Source organism: Deltaproteobacteria bacterium (assembly GCA_016177765.1).
Lineage (GTDB): Bacteria > UBA10199 > UBA10199 > JACPAL01 > JACOUP01 > JACOUP01.
Genome location: JACOUP010000008.1, coordinates 307,399 through 325,828, shown reverse-complemented (window position 1 = coordinate 325,828; position 18,430 = coordinate 307,399). Strand labels below are relative to the sequence as shown.

The following is an 18,430-nucleotide window of genomic DNA, read 5'->3' as shown; positions in this document are numbered from 1 at the left end:
TTGTGCCAGGCACGCGTATAACTTGTTGATAAATAATTAGAAATTAATCTTGACCACCCCCGCCTCGGCGGAGCCGTCGTGGAGTTGGATATTCAGCAGCTCCTCCTTTTTGAGGCCCTGGGCCTTTTTGAGGGGGAGGGGGGATCCTTTGCGGGTTACAATCGCATAGCCGCGGGCGAGGATCTTTCGGGGGCTCAACCCCTCCAGATGGCGTCTGAGGCCGGCAAAGTTTTCCCGCCTGATCTCAAGCCCATGATTTGTTCCAGCAATCAGTCTTTCTGTTGTCTGGTCCAGCCGGAGTGCCAGTTCCGCCAGTCGCCGTGAGGGATCCCCCAAGAGGTTCGTCCATTGGCGGACCTGGAGTCGACCGTTTTCCAAGGTCTGCAAGATCGCGCGGCGAAGCCGGTTTTTAAGTTGTCCTGTCGTTTCTTCGAGTTCCTCTTTAACCGGAACGGCCAGTTCGGCCGCGGCGGACGGGGTTGGGGCCCGCAGATCCGCGACGAAATCGGCGATCGTGAAATCAGTTTCATGGCCAACGGCAGAGATAATAGGGATTTGCGATTCGAAGATCGCCCGGGCGACGACCTCTTCGTTAAAGGCCCAGAGGTCTTCGACCGACCCGCCGCCGCGGCCGGCAAGGATCAGGTCAATCCCTCTCTGTTGGTTCAATTCCCGGATCGCCTGGGCGATCTCGGGTGCTGCGTTATCTCCCTGGACCGGGACGGGGGCAACCAGGATCTCGATATTCGGAAAACGACGTGTCAGAATAGTCAGCATATCCCGGATCGCGGCCCCTGTCGGCGAGGTGACAATCCCGATTTTTTTGGGGAGAAAGGGGAGCGGTTTTTTGTGGGCCGGGTCGAAGAGCCCTTCCGCCTCCAGCTTCTTTTTCAGCTGTTCAAAGGCGAGCTGCAGGGCACCGACCCCCTTTGGCTCCATATGCTCTGCGATGATCTGGTATTCGCCGCGTGGCTCGTAGACCGCAACCCGGCCGAAACAGATCACCTCAAGGCCATCTTCCGGCCTGAACTTGAGCCGACTGTTCGCCCCACGGAACATCACTGCCCGTATCTGGGCGGTCGCATCTTTCAACGAAAAATAAAAATGCCCCGAGGCGGCGGGACGAAAGTTTGAAATTTCTCCGGTGATGCAGATCTCCGGGAAGTTCGATTCCAGCAATTCCCGGATCTGCCGAGTTACCTCGGTGACCGTAAAAATCTTTGGGGTGATGTCGGAAAAGTCCCGGGGGGCGAGTGGCATGAGAGAGGCTTAACAGGGAAGGGGGAACGGGACAATCGAAAAAATCAGGCCGCCTTGACGATCCGAAGGCGGCGGGCGGGGTCTTTTTCCAGAACTTTCATGATCTTGGCATCATTTCGTGTCTTGCGGATCTGACTGTAATCTTTGTCCACCAGATCACGGCTCATGGTGATGCCGTAGGCGGCAAGAATTTTGGAAACCTCGCCAAAGCGGGAGAGGATGGTATTGCGAACGGAGGTGAAACCGTGGCTGGCCGCCTTCGCCCGGTCCCAGAACGACATCGGGTTCATCCCAAAAAAGAGGGAATCGTCGTCGTGGGGCTCGATCAGGATGAGATCCCCCTTAAAGTTGGGGTCAACGCGGATCTGATCGATGAAATACCGGATGCGTGTATGCAGAATCGTCCGGAAGACCTGATTGAGAATCATCAAGAGGCCGTGGGAGGAAAGATACCGGTTCTTGGCGACATAGCGCCCCTCCTCTTTAAGGTACTGTAACATCAGCTTGTTGGAGTAGGGACGGAACGGGTTGTAGCAGATGATCAATTCCGCTTTCTTCTGGATCGCAACATCCATGTTGGTCGTTCGCCGGACGGCGCCATCGGTATAATCAACTCCCTGAATCCGAACCGGCTTGTAAAGGAGGGGAACGGCAGTGGATGCCTGGACCGCCTTTGAAATGGTTACGTCATTTTTTTCGTCCGGTCCAAAGATCACCCTCTCTGCGGTATCCAGGTTCGTAGTGACCACATAGAGGGACTTGCCCCGTTTCTTTTTCATTGCCGTGAAATCATTGGGTATCCGGTTTCTCTTCATGTTCTTCCGGAGGTATTTTTCCAAAGGGCCGTTGTCGAAAAATCCCGAAGGGATCATCTCCCATAAGGAGGGGATCTCCAAAAGACGTTTTTGCAATATCTCCTTCAGGTTGGGTGAAGCACCCTTGGGAGGGCGTTGGAACAAGGGAGAGGCCAAACGGGGGAGGTAGGCAAGACTTTGGGTGAAGAAACGCAAGGGGCGTTCGGCAAATTCCAGCCAGTTGGGTTGATAGATATGCCATGGGGAGAGCTGGCTGAAGAGTTTGGAGGAACCGTCCAGGCTTTTCAGCATCTCTTCCGGCGTGATTCCGCCGGCCAGCGCGGCGGCGAGAAAACCACCGGCCGAGGCCCCGACATAGATGTCAAAGTCGGTGACTTTGCGGTTGACCAGGAAATCGTTTAAGGCCTTGAGACCGCCGACCTTGAAGGTCCCGCCGGTAATGGCACCACCGGCAAGGACAAGGGCAATTTTGGGATTCGGTTTCGGGCGGGAAAGATCACTCTTTTGGACGATCGTCAGGCCCATTCAGTTGCCCTCAACTCTAACAACGCTTCGCGTCAAAATCAAGGAAAATCAGCTCTTTTTTAAGGAAAATCTATTTTTCCAGTTCGGCGAGTCTCTTTTTGGGACCAGGGATTTTTTTATTGTAGCGAAGGGCTGTTTTGTATTCCTGGATCGCCTGGGCCTTCTCATTCTTCAGTGCGGCGATCTCACCACGGTAAAAATGGCCGGTCGCCAGCCACTGATTCTGCCGGCAGTCCTGAAAAAAGAGGTCCAGTTCGCGAGAGGCCTCATCCAAGTTTTTTTGCTGCCGGACCCCGTTGATTGCCAGATGCAGATGGGTCTTGGTGATCGCCGGGTCAATTGCCAGGATCTGGCGGAATTCTTTTTCAGCCATGTCAAATTTCTTCTGGTGCGAGAGGGTGCTTCCATAAAGGGTTTTCAAGATGATGTTTTGTGGGACCTGTTGCAGGAGTTCCTCCAAGAGCGAGAGGGCCTCTTCCTCTTTTTTTTCTTCGACATGGATGAAGGAAAGGGCCATCGTGGCGAGGATTGGGGTAAAGTGGCCATGGTCCATGGCGTTGTGGACCGCGGCGATTCCGATCGTTCGACGATCGGCAAAGAATGGGAGGAACCAGAGTCGTTTGGTAAAAACGCTCCGCCAGTATTCATATAAGCCGATTCCCAGATCGGCATCGGCAAATTGGGGGTCGCTGAATTTGGCCTTCCTCAGGAGACGGATCGCCATGACCCCGTCATTCAAGCCCCCCCACCAGTCCCCCCGGTGGGCCTTGTCAAATCCGGAGACCCCCAGGGCTCCGCCGGCCACAAGGAGTTCCCAAGGGGAGGCGCTGTTACTATTGTAGATTTTGACGGCCCGTTTTCTCCCTTCCTTCTGCCATGGCTCGTAATTCTGTTCGAAACGAAAATCGAAATTTTCAAGGTTTTGCACCTGGTAAAGGGACATCATGGCAAAGTAGCCAAGAAGGTTATCGGGATAATCCTGAATCATCTGACGAAACATCTTTTCCGCTTCTTGGTATTCCCTTTTGATCAAGAGGTCTCTCCCGACAACAGCCAACTGTTGTTGGAGGGGGATGGGGAATGAGGCGGCGATTGCGGAGGGGGAATTACCCCAAGGTCCAACAGCTTGGAAAATGAGGAATAAAAAAAAGACCGATTTTCGAAGAGACACGAGGGTGATTGTAAAAGTGCTTCCTTGGACTTGTCAAACTTTTTCCCGATTGCGCTGGCTCTCCAACGGCGGTATACTTCCCCCAGTTTCATGAAAGACCTGAAACTTTCCCTGCTTCTGATTGAAGAGTGTGAAAAAGATTGTGACCGTGTTCGTCAAAATATCCTGAAGAATCTGCCAGAGGCCTCGTTACTGATCAAAAAAAATATCACCGAATCCCTCCGCCTCCTTGAAAAAGGGGGGGTTGATCTTATCCTCACGAACCATCGCCCGCCATCGATCGATAGCTTCGCGCTTCTCCTGAGGCTTCATGAAAGGAGACTCAGGACTCCGGTGGTCCTGATCGTTTCCGACGGGAATGAGAAGATTGCAGCCGAGGCGATTAAGCAGGGGGCCTATGATTACCTCACGCAGGAGGAAATTCAAACGGTTTCCCTGGGGCATATTGTGTTGACAGTCTTGGAGCGCAAAAGATTAAGGGACGAGATCGAGGTGACGGCGCAAAAACTGAAGGATCTGGCGATCCGCGACGGGCTGACCGATCTGTACAACCACCGGTATTTTTATGAAATGGTGACCAACGAATTTGAGCGTTGCCGGCGTTACCATCACCCCTTGTCCCTGTTGATGCTGGATATCGATTACTTCAAGTCGGTGAATGATACCTACGGCCACCGGGCGGGTGATTACGTCCTTACCCACATTGCCGGACTGCTCCGGCAATCCTTCCGAAGTGTGGATTGGGTGGCCCGTTATGGTGGCGACGAATTTGCTGTTATTCTCCCGGAGACCCCCTTGTCTCAGGCGATGATGCTGGCCCACCGGATCCGGAAGAAGATCGAGGCCCACCCTTTTTCACCCCCGCCGGGAGAAGTGGTCTTCTACCTGACGGTGAGTATCGGTGTTTCCTCGCTCTCCGAGGGGGCCATGACCAAGGATGACCTGATCGCCTTTGCGGACAAAGGGCTCTATGAGGCCAAGAGCCGGGGGCGTGGGACGGTCTGCACCCACAAGGATGCCCGCTCCGAAATGCCCGTGACGATCAATGCCAGGGCGTTGTCGGAACTGGTCGGCAAGATTCACGAGATCACCGAGGAGGTCAAAAAGGGATACCTCGAGGCGATTTTCCAATGCCTCCAGCACCTCTCCCTTTCCCAGCAGCTTCTCAATCAACATTCGCTGAAGGTTTCATTTTTGGCCTCGCAACTGGCCGAACGCCTTTCGCTGGCAGAAGCGGAGATTGGCAAGATCCGTTCGGCCGGTCTTCTGCATGATATCGGCAAGGTGGCGATTGATGAGAAGATCCTGGTCAAAAAGGAAAAACTCTCTTCACAGGAATACCAATTATTGCAAAAACACCCGACCTTGGGGGCCCAGATCCTGCAACAAATCCGGTTTGTCGAAACTGAGGTTCCGATGGTCCTGCACCATCATGAACGGTATGATGGTTATGGGTACCCGTCACGCCTCAAGGGGAGCGAGATTCCAACAGGGGCCCGCATTTTGGCCATTGCCGAGGCCTGGGACAGTATGACAAATGATCAACCGTATCGTTCCTGCCTGACGGTGGAACAGGCCCTTGAAGAAATCCGGCGCGGCGCCGGGACGCAATTCGACCCTGATTTCACCCATGTTTTTGTTGAAATGGTCCAGGGAGGTTGATATGTTCCCTCCATGCTGGATCTGAATGACTCCCCGGTTGATCTTACACTCAAGATGATCCGTTTCCGGACGATCAGTCCGGAGGATTGCGGTCTTCAAAAAGAAATCGGTCGATATCTGCAGGCGGCCGGGTTTCAGGTCCGTCATCTTGACTTCGGCAAAGTTTTTAATCTTTATGCCACCTATGGGACCGGTTCCCCCAACATTTGTCTCGTTGGTCACACTGATGTGGTTCCGCCCGGTGATGAAAAGAAATGGTCGACCCCTCCTTTTGAGGGAAAGATTGTCGAAAATCGTGTTGTCGGGCGCGGTGCCTGTGACATGAAGGGGGGGGTGGCCTGCCAGATGGTGGCGGCCAAACAGTTTGTTGAAAAGCGGGGCAAGAATTTCAAGGGGAAGATCAGCCTCGTGATCACCGGCAACGAAGAGACCTCGACGGAAGAGGGGGCTTTGAGTCTGTTGGAGCAGTTGCAGAAAGAGGGGGAAAAGATTGATTATGCCCTCGTTGGGGAACCGACCAATCCCAAGGAATTAGGGGAAGTGGTCAAGCAGGGGAGGCGCGGGATTATTCATGGGGATGTGGTTATCCAGGGGAAGCAGGGGCATGTGGCCTATCCCCATCTAGCCAAAAATCCTCTTCACTGGACCTTAACCTCTCTTGAGAGAATCGTCGGTTTTGACCTGGATGGGGGAAAGCCCAGAGAGGGTTTTCCACCGAGCAATTTACAGATAACCGATCTGCGGATGGGGGCAGGGGCTTACAATGTCATCCCTGGGGAGCTCTCTTTCAAGTTTGCCATCCGTTACAATCCGGCCTGCCACTTTGAAAAAGTTGAAAGGGAGTTCCACCAAATACTGCAGTCTGTCGGCCTGCCCTACAAAATGGGCATCCGCAACGAGGCTACTCCCTTCTTTTCCGAGAGTTCAAAGATGAAGGCTGTTTTAAAAGAGGTGATCAAGAAGGGGACCGGACGCGAACCGGAGTTTAACACAGAAGGGGGGACCTCCGATGGCCGGTTCTTCGCCCAGTTTGGGATCCCTGTGATGGAGTTTGGCCTGGCCGGCGGTTCCCTCCATCAGGTGGATGAATGGGCCCGTATTGCGGACATTGAAAAACTAACGCAGATTTACGAAGATTTTCTCGCCGCTTGGAGTTAGAAGCGGTAGGTTGCCTTGACGAAGAGGATCCGGACATTCCAGGTGGTATCTTCGAAATCGGTGAGGATGTTCACCGAGAACTCCGGTCCCAGGAAGAAGTTGTGAAGGATCTCGTAGTCAAAACCGAGGTCGGGAACCGAGATGTTCATCGCCTTTCCCCCGTTGACATCGAAAACACCACCGAGCCCTAGTCCGGCATACGGTACTAACTCCGGAAGGGGGGGGATATCAAAGTGATAACGGCCTCCCGCGGTGACAGCAAAGGCTGTCGTTCCCCGTATGAGGGTGTCGACGTCCAGCCCGAGGGAGATATCCTCCCAGAGGAAGTACCGGACCCCGGTATTGATATCAAACTGGACCGGGGAGCGAACGGTTAAACCAAAACCACCGCCGACATCAAAATGGCCCTGCCGTGAACTGGACTCTTGAGGAGCCTGGTAACTCCTTTTTGCCTTTCCGGCGGCCGAGCCTGAGGAAGCCAAGCTGACAACGGCCAACACAGCAACAACCGCGAACAATATTTTTTTCATAGTGACCCCCTTGCTAACAAAAAGGAAGCGGTCTGTCAATAAATTCAAACATTGAACCGGAAATAGAAAATATCCCCGTCTTGCACGGTATAATCTTTCCCTTCCAGGCGGAGCAATCCTTTCTCTTTTACTTTTAGTTCGGAGCCGTTGGCGATCAGATCGTCATAATGATAGGTCTCCGCCTTGATGAACCCTTTTTCAAAATCGGAATGGATAACACCAGCCGCTTGTGGCGCCTTGGTCCCGCGGGTAACGGTCCAGGCCCGGACCTCCTGTTTGCCGGCGGTGAAGAAGGTGATCAGGTTCAAAAGTTTGTACCCCTCGCGCGCGAGCCGGTCGAGCCCCGATTCAGAAAGGCCCATTTCCTTTAAAAAAGTGGTTCGCTCCTCCCCTTTGAGCTCTGCAATCTCCGCCTCGACTTTGCCGCAGATCGGGATGGCGACTGTCCCTTCCCTGCGGGCCGCTTCAGTCAGTTTCTTAACCGATGATGAGAGGCCGGTCCATTCTTTCTCCGAGACATTGGCAACGTAGAGGAGCGGCTTGGCCGTGAGGAGAAAGAGATCCCTTAACATCGGTTTTTCCTCGTCACTGAGAGAAAGCGAACGAGCTGGTTTCCCCTCGTTCAGGGTTGTTTTGAGACGTTCCAGAAGGGGGAGTTCCGCGATCGATTTTTTGTCGCCGGACTTGGCGGCCTTGCTGGTTTTGCCGAGTCTTTTTTCGACGGTTTCCAGATCGGCCAGGGCGAGTTCCGTATGGATCACCTCCAGATCTCTTAACGGATCGATGGATCCGGAGACATGGACCACGTCGGGGTCTTCAAAACAGCGGACGACATGGACAATGGCGTCCACATTGCGGATATGCCCCAGAAACTGGTTACCCAACCCGGCCCCCTTGGAGGCGCCGGCTACCAGTCCTGCGATATCCACAAACTCAATGGCGGTCGGCGTGGTCTTGTCCGGCTGAAACATCCTGCTCAAGGTCTCCAGACGGGGCTCCGGAAGCGGCACGACACCGATGTTCGGATCGATGGTGCAAAAAGGATAGTTGGCCGCCGCCGCCCCGGCCGCCGTCAGGGCGTTAAAGAGGGTCGATTTGCCGACATTCGGAAGACCGACAATACCGCATTGCAAACTCATTCGGCTCCAGTAACATATTTCCCTTTACTTTCAAGGTTCTTATTTTATAATTTTCCCAACTTTATGGCGGTGAGAAAAAGCTCTTCCGAAGACCATTCCCGCGAAATTTTCGGTCTCTGCTTTTTGGCCATTGGCATCTTCCTGTTGCTCTGTCTCTTTTCCTATCGGGCGAGCGATCCTTCCCTCAACTCTTTGGGGCATTCGAAGACGATCCACAATCTGGGAGGGGTCGTCGGCTCCTATGCCGCCGATCTTTTGGTGACCCTTCTCGGCTACGGGTCCTATTTCCTGATCGCCTCCTTTTTTGTTGTCGCTTTTACCGCGATCGCCTCCAAGAAGGGGATTTTTACCTGGAGCCGTCAGGTCGCCTTTCTCGTTTTTGTGGCCCTTTCGGCACTCTCCTTTCACCTGAAAGGTCAGGAGGTGATGATCGGGGGGAGGCCGCAGGATGCCGGCGGACTGGTCGGCTGGTTTTTGGGGGCGCTCCTGACCCGGACCCTTGGGATGACCGGGACAACCCTCCTGATCTTCTTTGGTGGGCTCCTGACTTTTCTCTGGGCGACCGAGATCCGGGTGATGCGTCTGCTGGCCTTGTTCAAACAGATTGCCTTGATCCTTTCCCAAAGGCTCTCGTCACTCACCTTCTTGGCGATGGCTCGACTGTCAAAGCTCTCTGCCAAATGGCGTCAGCGGTTTATTCAATGGCAGGTCGAAAGAAAGAGGCTTCAAAAAATTGACTTTGGACCGCGCGTTGTGAGGGAACCAACTGTTCAACCGGTGCCGAAACGTGTTGTCAAAGAGAGACTCCCGGTTTCGCCATCCGTGGTTTCCCCTGTTGAGGTTGCCAAAGAGACAAAGCCGCCGGCTTTCACCCCGGAACCAGCAGTGATGGCAGGGTTGGGAACCGAACCCAAAATTCTCCCTCGGGCGGACGCTGATCTCAAAAGGAAAAAACCGGAGCAGATGGAGATCCTCCCGGCTTCCGCGGAGTTTGTCCTTCCTCCCCTCTCTCTCCTGGATTCTGAAGACGGGAGTGACGCGGCACCGGTGATCGATGAGGATTCCCTCAAGCTCAATTCGCGCCTCCTCGAACGGAAACTTCTCGATTATGGTGTGGAGGGGCGGGTCACCGAGATCCATCCGGGACCGATCATCACGATGTATGAGTTTGAACCGGCGCCGGGGGTGAAGGTCAACAAGATTGTCAATTTGGAGGATGACCTGGCGTTGATTATGGGGGGGAAGTCGGTTCGTATTGTCGCCCCGATCCCCGGCAAGCCGGTGGTCGGGATCGAAATCCCCAACAGCAGTCGTGAAACAGTCTGGCTCAAGGATGTTATCGCCCACTCCAAATTTCAGAAAAACGGGTCAAAACTGACACTCGCCCTCGGCAAGGATATCGAGGGGATCCCTTATGTGGCGGATCTGGCCAAGATGCCGCATCTCCTGGTAGCCGGTGCTACCGGTTCAGGGAAGAGCGTTTCGGTCAATACGATGATCCTTTCCGTTCTTTACAAGGCGGCCCCGGAGGATGTCCGGTTCCTGATGGTCGATCTCAAGATGCTGGAGCTTTCCATTTATGAGGGGATTCCCCATCTCCTGTTACCGGTGGTGACCAATCCCAAGAAGGCGTCACTGGCCCTCCGTTGGGCAACGGAGGAAATGGAACGCCGCTACGAACTCCTCTCACAAAAGTCGGCACGGAATCTTGCCGGCTATAACAAGGTGGTTTCCAAAGAAGAAAAACTGCCCCTGATCATGATCGTGATCGATGAATTGGCCGACCTGATGATGACGGCGGCGAACGATGTTGAAAAATCGATCACACGGCTGGCCCAGATGGCGCGCGCGGCGGGGATCCACCTGATCTTGGCAACGCAAAGGCCGTCGGTGGACGTCTTGACCGGTCTCATCAAGGCAAATTTTCCGGCCCGTATTTCCTTCAAGGTTTCTTCCAAACACGATTCCCGAACGATTCTGGATACGGTTGGTTCAGAACACCTCCTGGGGTACGGGGACATGCTTTTTATGTCTCCGGGGACGTCCGGTCTGCTCCGGGTGCACGGTTCCTACGTCTCCGAAACGGAGATGATGAGGATTGTTGAACACCTGAAGAAACAGGGGACACCGCAGTACGATGAGTCGATCCTGAAACCGCGTGAGGGGGAGGAGTCCGGGGGGGAGGGGACTGGGGACAATCTGGAAGATACACTCTATGATGAAGCGCTGTCGCTTGTTTCCCAGACACGACAGGCTTCGATTTCGATGATTCAACGTCGGTTAAGGATTGGTTACAATCGTGCGGCCCGCTTGATCGAACGGATGGAAAAAGAAGGGATTGTCGGGCCGGCCGATGGGGCCAAACCAAGGGAGGTTTATGTTTCAAATCTTGCCCAGACTTAAGATTGGAGGAGCTCTTTTCCTCTCTCTCGTTTTTGTCTCACCAACACTCTTGGCGAAGACCAAGAAGAAGGTCCCAGAAACTGTTCCTGCCGAAAGTTCGCCGGTTGAAACTCAACCAGCCTCCGCCACCGGTACTGCCGGCGTCACCGGCACTGCCGGTCAGCCGGAATCGGCTGTTTCCATGCCGGAATCATCCGGGGCTGTTGAGCCGGCGCCACCGGCGCCGGTAACGGAAAATGAGGGATTGCTTCGTGAGGGGGATATCCCGCGAAAAGTGGAAGAGGCCTACCAGGCAACAGAGAACCTAACCGCCAATTTTGTCCAGAAGACCCGGATGGAAATGCTCGTCGAGCTGGTGATCAAGGAAGGGAAGATGACCTTCCACAAGGGTGATTCACCCAGGGGTGAAGCCGGACAGGCCGGTCGGTGGCTGATTGAATACAAGAAGCCGGAGGCGAAGCAGTATATTTCCGATGGCCACACCTTGTGGGTCTACCGCCCGCAGGATAAAGAGGTTGAGGTCTATGAAAACATCGCCGATCTGGTCTCCCAGGAAGGGCTGGCCTTTCTGGGAGGGCTGGCCAACCTTCAAGCCGTTTTTGAGGCGACCGCCAAGAAAAAACTGCAGGGGGAGGATTATCAATTAACCTTGAGGCCGAAACAAAAGGGTGTGTCACCCAAGGGGAGTTTTAAAAAGATTGTCCTGACGGTCAGGCCGCCGCGGTTTCTTGTCACCGAGGCGATCCTTTATCCGGAATCAACCGAAACAGGGAGCGTGACACGGTATTTCTTTTCTGAGATCAAGACCAACACCCGGCTGAAAACGGATCTGTTCCAATTCAAGCCTCCTGACGGTGTCAAGGAACTGCGCCCCTAGATGACATCGGCATTCCTCTCTCTCTTCTTTCCTCCGCGATGTCTCGCCTGTTCTGTGTCTATCCTGCCTCGCACCAGCTTCTCTATAAAGCTCTGTTTCGATTGCCAGAGGTCCCTCCAGTGGATCCAGCCACCGACCTGCCCGTTATGCGGAGAATCGTTTACCGGGAGGGAGGGGATTCCCCATTTTTGCCCTGTTTGTGAAAGGGAAGGGAAAAAGAGGGGTTTTGATGCCGGCTTTTCAGCTGGTTTTTATCAAGGGTCCTTACTCGCCCTGATCCGGCGGTGGAAATATGATCAGAAGGAGGGGATTGGCCCTTTTCTGACTTCTCTTCTGGGGGAACGACTTCCCTCCTTTTGGCAGGAAACGGCTTTTGACAAAATTGTTCCAATCCCCCTCGCCCCTTCACGGTTGTGCCAGAGGGGGTTCAACCCATCCTGGGTGTTGGCCAAAGGGCTTTCTCGAATTTTTGCGAAACCGGTCGATCCCTTTTTGTTATGGCGTCAGGAAGGGGGCGCGGCCCAGGTCGGCTTGAGCCGTGAAGAGCGGCTGAAGAATGTGAAGAGGGCATTTTACATTTCTCCAGGAAAGAAAGAGGCCTTGAAGGGAAAAAGGGTGCTTCTTGTGGATGATGTTTATACCACCGGGGCGACACTCTCCGAGGCCTCCCGCCTCTTGAAGAAAGAGGGGGCGGAGGCGGTTTCTTTTGTGACATTGGCGAGGACTCCATGAGAAGTCCGGTCACGGAAAAGATGAGGCGGGTGATCCGGAAGATAGCGCTGGAGGCGGGCGCCATCCAGATGAGGCATTTTGGTAAAAAACACAGAATCCGTTTCAAGGGGGAGATCAATCTGGTGACGGAGGTGGATGTCGCCTGCGAGAAAAAGGTTGTAGGGGAGATCCTCAAAAACTTTCCGGATCATGAAATCCTTGCCGAAGAATCAGGACGAAGTGACGCTCGCTCCGATTATTGTTGGGTCATTGACCCTCTGGATGGGACAACGAATTACGCCCATGGCTATCCCCTATTTTGCCATACCGTCGGGCTCACCTATCGGGGAGAGGTCATTTTGGGGGTGGTCTATGAGCCCAATTTAAGGGAATTCTTTTTTGCCGAAAAGGGGAAGGGGGCCTGGCTGAATGGTCGAAGGATTCGGGTCTCGCGGACAGCTCCTTTGAAAAGGGCCCTTCTGGCAACCGGGTTTGCCTATAATATCGGAGAGATTTACAAACGGAGCCTCGCCCAATTTGAGGGTTTTTTGGTGACGGCTCAGGCGGTGCGGCGGGATGGGGTGGCGGCGGTCGACCTGGCCTATATTGCGGCAGGGCGTTTTGACGGTTTTTGGGAAACCGGTCTCTGGCCCTGGGATGTGGCGGCTGGCACCCTCCTTCTGAAAGAGGCGGGGGGTGAGGTGACCGGTTTTGAGGGAGGGCTCTTCGACCTTCAGGCCAAGGAGATCTTAGCTTCTAATGGACGGATCCATCAAGAAATGGTAAAAGTGTTAAAGGATGTCCATCGCGGCTGAACAAGGCCCAAAAGTCCAGCAGGAGATCTACCAGGCCTTTGGACTGATCAAGGAAAAGAGATTGGCAGAGGCCGAAGAACTCCTCAGAAAAGAGATTTCGGAGACAAGCCCCCCGATGGAGACGGCCCTTCTTCATTCGGTACTGGGATTTCTCTACAGGGTAAAAGGGGAGGCGAAGGCGGCCTGGCGCGAGTATGAACAAGCGGAACGACTGATGCCGGGGGACCCGGCCCTCAAGATTATCTCGGCCCGTTTCTTGATCGATGAATTTGCCCAGTATGACACCGCCCTCAAAAAGGCCAAGGAGGTCCTGAAACTGGCCAAAGGCTCCCCCTCTTTTGAACACCAGGCGAGGACAACGATGGGGCTTGCCTGCCTCCGGAAGGGGGACCGAAAGAAGGCGGTGACCTTGTTCAAGGAGATTCTCCAGGAGGGCTTTGAGGGGATGGTGAGTGCGGAGAATATCGACTTTCACCTGGTCGAGGCCTTTATGAAGAGGAACCTGGAGAAACCGCTCTGCCACGAGTTTGTCAAGAAGGGGCTGGCCTTGGCAAGGGCCAAGAATGAGGCCAAAATGATCACCTTTTTGGAGCATCTTTTAGAGGTTTTTGAGCTAGCCCCACCCGTAGAAGTTAAAAATTACACATAATATCAATTAGTTGTAATAAATTACTTGGTGGGATACAGAAAAAGGTGATATTCTACTCCTACATTTATATAAACGATAACAAAGGAGGGTTATTATTATGATTCATCTCCTCAGAGGAGTTAGGGGGCTGGCCCTGGTGGCTGGCCTGTTGGTCTTTTCGGTGGTCGGTTGTGGCGGTGGTGGTGATGACACGACTGACGATACCACAGCCACCGGTGATGGGACATCGACGGGGGCTGTTGCCAACACGTTGGCCCAGAAGACCTACCCCAACGAGTTGTCGGTGACCTCGCCGACCGCTTCGACTTCCTCGACTTCCTCCTCCGTGAGCGCCCTCCAGGCACAGGAATCGTCAACAGAAGAAGTCGAAATGAAACCGCCGGATGAGGCGGCCAAGGATACCAAGAAGATTATCGATGCCTCCAGTGAAGAGAGTTGCACCTTCAAATTTCAGCAGTTTGGCGGCCGGTCGGCCGATTGTTATGGTCCGACAGCTACGGTGAACAAACACCCGAATGCCATCAACGCCCAGGAATCAGGGGATGTCCAGCTCCCTTCGGGGGACTTGGGGATCATGAAGGAGTCCAGCTCCAAAAAGAATGAGGCCTGTGTCGCCTCCAAGGTGAATTCAGTTGTGAGCGAGCTCAAGTCGACGATGGCGATGTTTGTCGACTCGACAGGGATGTTGCCCGCCTTCCTCTGTCAGGCGAAGTTTGACAAGGTGGCCTTGCCGGAACCAGGCAAGAGCGTCGATATCTCAGAATCGGCCAAGAAGGTCTTTGCCCGTGTGGACAAGGATGAAGGAGCTGAGAAGGGGGGCGAAGAAAAGGGAACCCCCCCAGGGGGTGGCGGCGCTCCTCAAGGAGGCGGTGAAAAGAAGGGAAAGAAGGGACTCAGTAGCACGGTGACGATCTCCAGGGATGCCGCTGACAAGAATGGGAGACCGGTCTACACGATTGAAATCTCCGGAACCCATGCTATGGGATCGATGTTGGCCAGGCTCAAGAATATCGCCCTCGATGATCAAGGAACCAGTTATGAAGGACTCCTGCAACTGATGTTTTCTTCTTCCTGGTTTAACGCGGGTGGTGGTTGCTCCTCAGGCACCTCTGGGATGACGGAGGGGCAGTCGATCGTTTATAACCGGACCGGGGATGTCATCAAAGCGGTGGTCCGGAGGGCCCAGTTTTGTGGGACTGCCAAAGAGGCTACCGTCTTTGGCAGCGATGGTCAGATCAACCTCAAGGATAAGGGGTGGGGCAACGACGGGAACTATACCGTCTTTAACGTCAATCTCGCGGACGGTACCGGTAAATTGGTGACCGCTTGGCAGGCCGGGAGTGGTGATGATGCCACCCGTGTCCTGAATGTGGAATCCTCAAAAGGGGCCGATGGAACAACCAGCGGTTGTGGTTATTTCGGCTTTGGTCCTCCGGTGACGGCGACGAGTGGTTTGGGGACGATTACAAAGATGATCTGCAACTGGGCCGGCCCCGGGAACAACCATACCGGCTTGAAGAAGGCGCAGAAGCAGTGTTTTACCAGAAACAGCGACGGGGTCTTTGTCTCCGATGCCAGTAAACTCAGGATCACCTATGCCCCGACGAACTCCTGTGACAAGGTGGCCGGGGATTTCAGCTACACGTTGAATCTGCCCAGCGGGAATACCTCTGTTGCCGCAGGGGATGCGGTGACGAATAATCTGGTTGATATCGAGAGTATGGGTTTTACCGCCCCGGAGGAACCGGCGGTCCCGTAACGGAAGCGATTTTTAGAGGGGGAAGGGGAGTCTTATTTGAGAAAGACTCTCCTTCCCTTGTTTTTTGTGGGTGAAGGAACCGCCAATCTCCCGGACAATTTCCCCAGTCCGATCAATGACCGACGAACGCCCCGCTTTTTCGCCGCTATTTTTGACCCCTATTTCTAGGAACCGGTCTCCTTTCTTAAGCCAAAGATAGAGATGCCCCCCCTCCGGCATTGATTCGATGGAAGAGGTCAGGAGATTACGGAGCGCCTGGGCGAGAGGCCCCGGGGCTATGGGATAGGGGGGCAAGGTTTCATAATCCCGGTGGATCAGGATCTTTCCCTCCATCTGGGGGGAGAGGAGGGCCAGGACCCGTTCCAGGAGATCACGCAAGGAGACCGGGGCACCGGCCTCAGCCTTTGTTGAGGAGAGCAGGCGGATCTCGGTTAAGCCCCTCTGCCCGTCGCGGATTCCCCTTTCCATCTTGTCTAATAATGGATCAATATCGGCAAGAACGCTCTCCAGCCTGTCTTTCCCCTTAAACTGTTCCAGTTGTTTCAGCTCTTCGGAGGAGAGGGTTGTTTTTGTTTTGAGTCGAAGGGTCATTTCTTGGAGGTAGGAGACATAGTCCCGAATGGTGGTGATCTCTCTGGAAAGAAACCCAAGAGGTGTCCCGATTTCCTTCAAGATCCCATCGACAAAGGCGGCCGGGGAAACAGAGCGTTCCAGGGCCAACCAGTCCCTCCGGCTCTTTCTCAAGGCTTGCCAGAGAAAAAAAACGACACCCCCCAGGGCAATAACAACGACGGACAAAATGAAGATCGGCATGGCGACTGTCCGCATATCCTATTTTAAGGATGGAGGAAAGGGTGATTCACTCAAGGGTGATTCACCCAAGGGGGAATCAGAAAAGAGGGACCCAACAGGAGGACCATATCGGTTTCGAAGGCGCTCCCAGAAGCGGTCGGTACAGTGAAGAAATATTCCCGAACCTCCGTAATAAAGGAAAACCAGGGGGCGCCGGTGTAGATCTTCATCCCCCCGCCGATTGTCCCGGCCCCGCGGAAGGAGTTGGAGATGCGGATCGCCCCTCCTCCAATAAGGGTGTAAAAATCGACCTCCCTGATTTTTTTGCCGCTCCGGTAGGCCCCCGGGAGGGCGATCTTAAAGGTTCCCCCGGTCAGGTAAAGATTATTGTCGGTGACCGCCGATCCGAACTCCCCCTTCGGATCGTAGTTGACCCGCGAATAGCCGAAGTCAGCCCCCAACGAGAGGGCATCAGTTAAGTGAACATAGAGTCCGGACCCAACAATAAAGGAGTGGTCCATCTTGTCGCCGAAATATTCCCCGCCAAGGAGGGGGATTTCAAAACGGGTGACCGCCGCACCGCGCCGGTCAAAGTCAAGCTCGGCCGGGATCTCTCCTTCTTCGAGGGCCGAGGAGGTCAACGGGGCGAGCAGGGTGATGAGGGTAAGGATGAAAAGGGACGTTTGGACATGGCGAGCTTGTCGAGCCATTATGATGACGGGAGGTTTGTCTCTTCGAGACCAGCTTCTTGGGTGACAGAGGTGGAGGGAGACCTATTTTTGAGGGCCTGCTTGGCCAGAGTCATCCCAACCTCCCAGGCGGCCCCTGGGAATTTATGGCAGTCAGCCACCACCTCTTCAAACGCCTGGACAAACCGCCGGACCTCTTTTTCACCGATGATCAGTGGAGGGAGGAGTTTAACGATATCGACATTGTGACCGGCGACCTGAGTGAGTATTCTATGCTTACTCATGAGAGGGACAACGATCATCTGCCCAAAGAGTCCTTTGTTTGCCGCGTGGATCATCTTCCAGCCGACCTTCAACTTGAGTGAACGGGGGGGGCCGAATTCGATCGCCATCATCAACCCCTTGCCCCGGACCTCCTGAACCATTTCATACCCTCCGATCGCCTTCTGAAGTGAGGAGAGCAGGTGGGCACCTTGCTTCTCTGCATTTTCAACCAACTTTTCTTCTTCGATTACCTGAAGCGTTGCCAACCCGACCACCATGGCGAGAGAGTTTTTGCCAAAGGTGTTGGAATGGACGACGCAACGGTCCATCCGGGAGAAGATCTTTCTGTAGACCGCATCCCGGTAGAGGATCGCCCCGACCGGGATAAAACCGCCGGAGAGCGATTTGGCCACAGTGACAATATCCGGTTCCAGGCCCCAGTGTTGAAAGGCAAACCACCGGCCGGTCCGTCCCAGCCCTGTCTGGACCTCATCGAGGATCAAGAGAGTCCCATGCTGGCGGCAAAGTTTTTGGGCCTCGGGGAGAAAATGGTCGTCGGGGAGATGCACCCCTTTTCCCTGGACCGCTTCAACGAGGAAGGCGGCAACATCTTTTCGGGACAGTTCTTTTTCTAATCGGACCAGATCATTTCTCGGGATCGCTGTGGCCGGCAAGAGTTCGCCAAAACCGTCGCGGAATTCAGGATTCCCCATCGCCGAAAGCGACCCCAGCGTGAGGCCGTGAAAAGAGTGATCCAGGTGGAGGATCCGTTCTCTCCCCGTGGCGGCCCGGGCGAACTTGATCGCTCCTTCATTCGCTTCTGTTCCGGAGTTTGTAAAGAAGACCTTGTCCAGATGAGGGATCAGGGAGAGCAGTTTTTCAGCCAGGAGGCCGGCCAAAAGCGGGGCATCCATCTGGACCATGCTCGGCAAGTTTAAATCCAGCGCCTCTTTGATAACCGCTTTGATGGTGGGATGACTGCGCCCGATATTGTAGGCGCCGTAACCGGCCAGAAAATCGAGGTAGCTTTCTCCTTTTTCATCGAAGAGGGTACACCCCTCCGCTTTTTGATAGCTCTTATCAAACCCGATTGTCCTCAGGACCCTGACAAATTGCGGGTTGACGGTTTGCGCGAACAGGTCGAGATTTCTTCCCTGGTGTTTTTCCACTAGCTCTTTCACGGAGAACGTCATAGGGAGAAAAAACTATAT

Annotated in this window: 16 protein-coding genes; 8 read left to right on the top strand and 8 right to left on the bottom strand. The window is 54.3% G+C overall.

All coding sequences use genetic code 11. The features are described from left to right. Positions 1 to 36 precede the first annotated feature (36 nt). The 3 genes from xseA to HYS22_03960 form a co-directional block, all read right to left on the bottom strand. Positions 37 to 1,260 (bottom strand): exodeoxyribonuclease VII large subunit, encoded by a 1,224-nt coding sequence (gene xseA, locus HYS22_03970; GenBank protein ID MBI1909306.1) that lies wholly within the window; start codon positions 1,258 to 1,260, stop codon positions 37 to 39. 44 nt (positions 1,261 to 1,304) lie between these two features. Then, a complete protein-coding gene (locus tag HYS22_03965) occupies positions 1,305 to 2,600 on the bottom strand; it encodes a patatin-like phospholipase family protein (protein ID MBI1909305.1) in 1,296 nt (431 codons plus the stop codon). Positions 2,601 to 2,670: 70 nt separating this feature from the next. Then, on the bottom strand, positions 2,671 to 3,771 hold the full coding sequence (locus HYS22_03960; GenBank protein MBI1909304.1) for a hypothetical protein: 1,101 nt from the start codon (positions 3,769 to 3,771) through the stop codon (positions 2,671 to 2,673). 90 nt (positions 3,772 to 3,861) lie between these two features. Here HYS22_03960 and HYS22_03955 point away from each other — a divergent pair, with 90 nt between their 5' ends. Next, positions 3,862 to 5,433 carry a diguanylate cyclase gene (locus HYS22_03955; protein ID MBI1909303.1) on the top strand — a complete coding sequence of 524 codons (1,572 nt, stop codon included), beginning with the start codon at positions 3,862 to 3,864 and terminating at the stop codon, positions 5,431 to 5,433. 12 nt (positions 5,434 to 5,445) lie between these two features. Further along, complete coding sequence (gene dapE / locus HYS22_03950) at positions 5,446 to 6,591, top strand: succinyl-diaminopimelate desuccinylase (protein MBI1909302.1); 1,146 nt, start codon at positions 5,446 to 5,448, stop codon at positions 6,589 to 6,591. On the opposite strand, the gene HYS22_03945 is transcribed toward dapE, so the two are convergent. Together HYS22_03945 and ychF are read right to left on the bottom strand one after the other, a co-directional pair. Continuing rightward, the gene (locus HYS22_03945) at positions 6,588 to 7,121 is read right to left on the bottom strand and encodes a hypothetical protein (protein MBI1909301.1); all 534 of its coding nucleotides are present in this window, start codon (positions 7,119 to 7,121) and stop codon (positions 6,588 to 6,590) included. The two genes, dapE and HYS22_03945, sit on opposite strands and share 4 nt — an antisense overlap. A gap of 44 nt (positions 7,122 to 7,165) precedes the next feature. Next, on the bottom strand, positions 7,166 to 8,260 hold the full coding sequence (ychF, locus tag HYS22_03940) for a redox-regulated ATPase YchF (GenBank protein MBI1909300.1): 1,095 nt from the start codon (positions 8,258 to 8,260) through the stop codon (positions 7,166 to 7,168). Positions 8,261 to 8,323: 63 nt separating this feature from the next. Here ychF and HYS22_03935 point away from each other — a divergent pair, with 63 nt between their 5' ends. The 6 genes from HYS22_03935 (at position 8,324) to HYS22_03910 (ending at position 15,474) form a co-directional block, all read left to right on the top strand. Continuing rightward, positions 8,324 to 10,663 carry a DNA translocase FtsK 4TM domain-containing protein gene (locus tag HYS22_03935; protein ID MBI1909299.1) on the top strand — a complete coding sequence of 780 codons (2,340 nt, stop codon included), beginning with the start codon at positions 8,324 to 8,326 and terminating at the stop codon, positions 10,661 to 10,663. Beyond that, positions 10,638 to 11,540: an outer membrane lipoprotein carrier protein LolA gene (locus HYS22_03930; GenBank protein MBI1909298.1), complete on the top strand. Its 903-nt coding sequence runs from the start codon at positions 10,638 to 10,640 to the stop codon at positions 11,538 to 11,540. Before HYS22_03935 ends, HYS22_03930 begins: the two co-directional genes overlap by 26 nt. Continuing rightward, complete coding sequence (locus HYS22_03925) at positions 11,541 to 12,272, top strand: ComF family protein (GenBank protein ID MBI1909297.1); 732 nt, start codon at positions 11,541 to 11,543, stop codon at positions 12,270 to 12,272. Continuing rightward, positions 12,269 to 13,066, top strand: a complete 798-nt coding sequence (locus HYS22_03920; GenBank protein ID MBI1909296.1) for an inositol monophosphatase — start codon at positions 12,269 to 12,271, stop codon at positions 13,064 to 13,066. Before HYS22_03925 ends, HYS22_03920 begins: the two co-directional genes overlap by 4 nt. Further along, a complete protein-coding gene (locus HYS22_03915; protein MBI1909295.1) occupies positions 13,050 to 13,715 on the top strand; it encodes a hypothetical protein in 666 nt (221 codons plus the stop codon). The genes HYS22_03920 and HYS22_03915 overlap by 17 nt, the downstream gene beginning before the upstream one ends. 97 nt (positions 13,716 to 13,812) lie before the next feature. Next, a complete protein-coding gene (locus HYS22_03910) occupies positions 13,813 to 15,474 on the top strand; it encodes a hypothetical protein (protein ID MBI1909294.1) in 1,662 nt (553 codons plus the stop codon). A gap of 12 nt (positions 15,475 to 15,486) precedes the next feature. Here HYS22_03910 and HYS22_03905 read toward each other — a convergent pair whose 3' ends face one another. Genes HYS22_03905 through HYS22_03895 form a run of 3 tightly spaced genes read right to left on the bottom strand, consistent with a single transcriptional unit; the run spans position 15,487 to position 18,412 of the window. Continuing rightward, positions 15,487 to 16,302, bottom strand: a complete 816-nt coding sequence (locus HYS22_03905; protein ID MBI1909293.1) for a hypothetical protein — start codon at positions 16,300 to 16,302, stop codon at positions 15,487 to 15,489. Between the two features lie 35 nt (positions 16,303 to 16,337). Beyond that, positions 16,338 to 16,976, bottom strand: a complete 639-nt coding sequence (locus tag HYS22_03900) for a hypothetical protein (GenBank protein MBI1909292.1) — start codon at positions 16,974 to 16,976, stop codon at positions 16,338 to 16,340. After that, the gene (locus HYS22_03895; protein MBI1909291.1) at positions 16,976 to 18,412 is read right to left on the bottom strand and encodes an aspartate aminotransferase family protein; all 1,437 of its coding nucleotides are present in this window, start codon (positions 18,410 to 18,412) and stop codon (positions 16,976 to 16,978) included. The genes HYS22_03900 and HYS22_03895 overlap by 1 nt, the downstream gene beginning before the upstream one ends. Positions 18,413 to 18,430 lie beyond the last annotated feature (18 nt).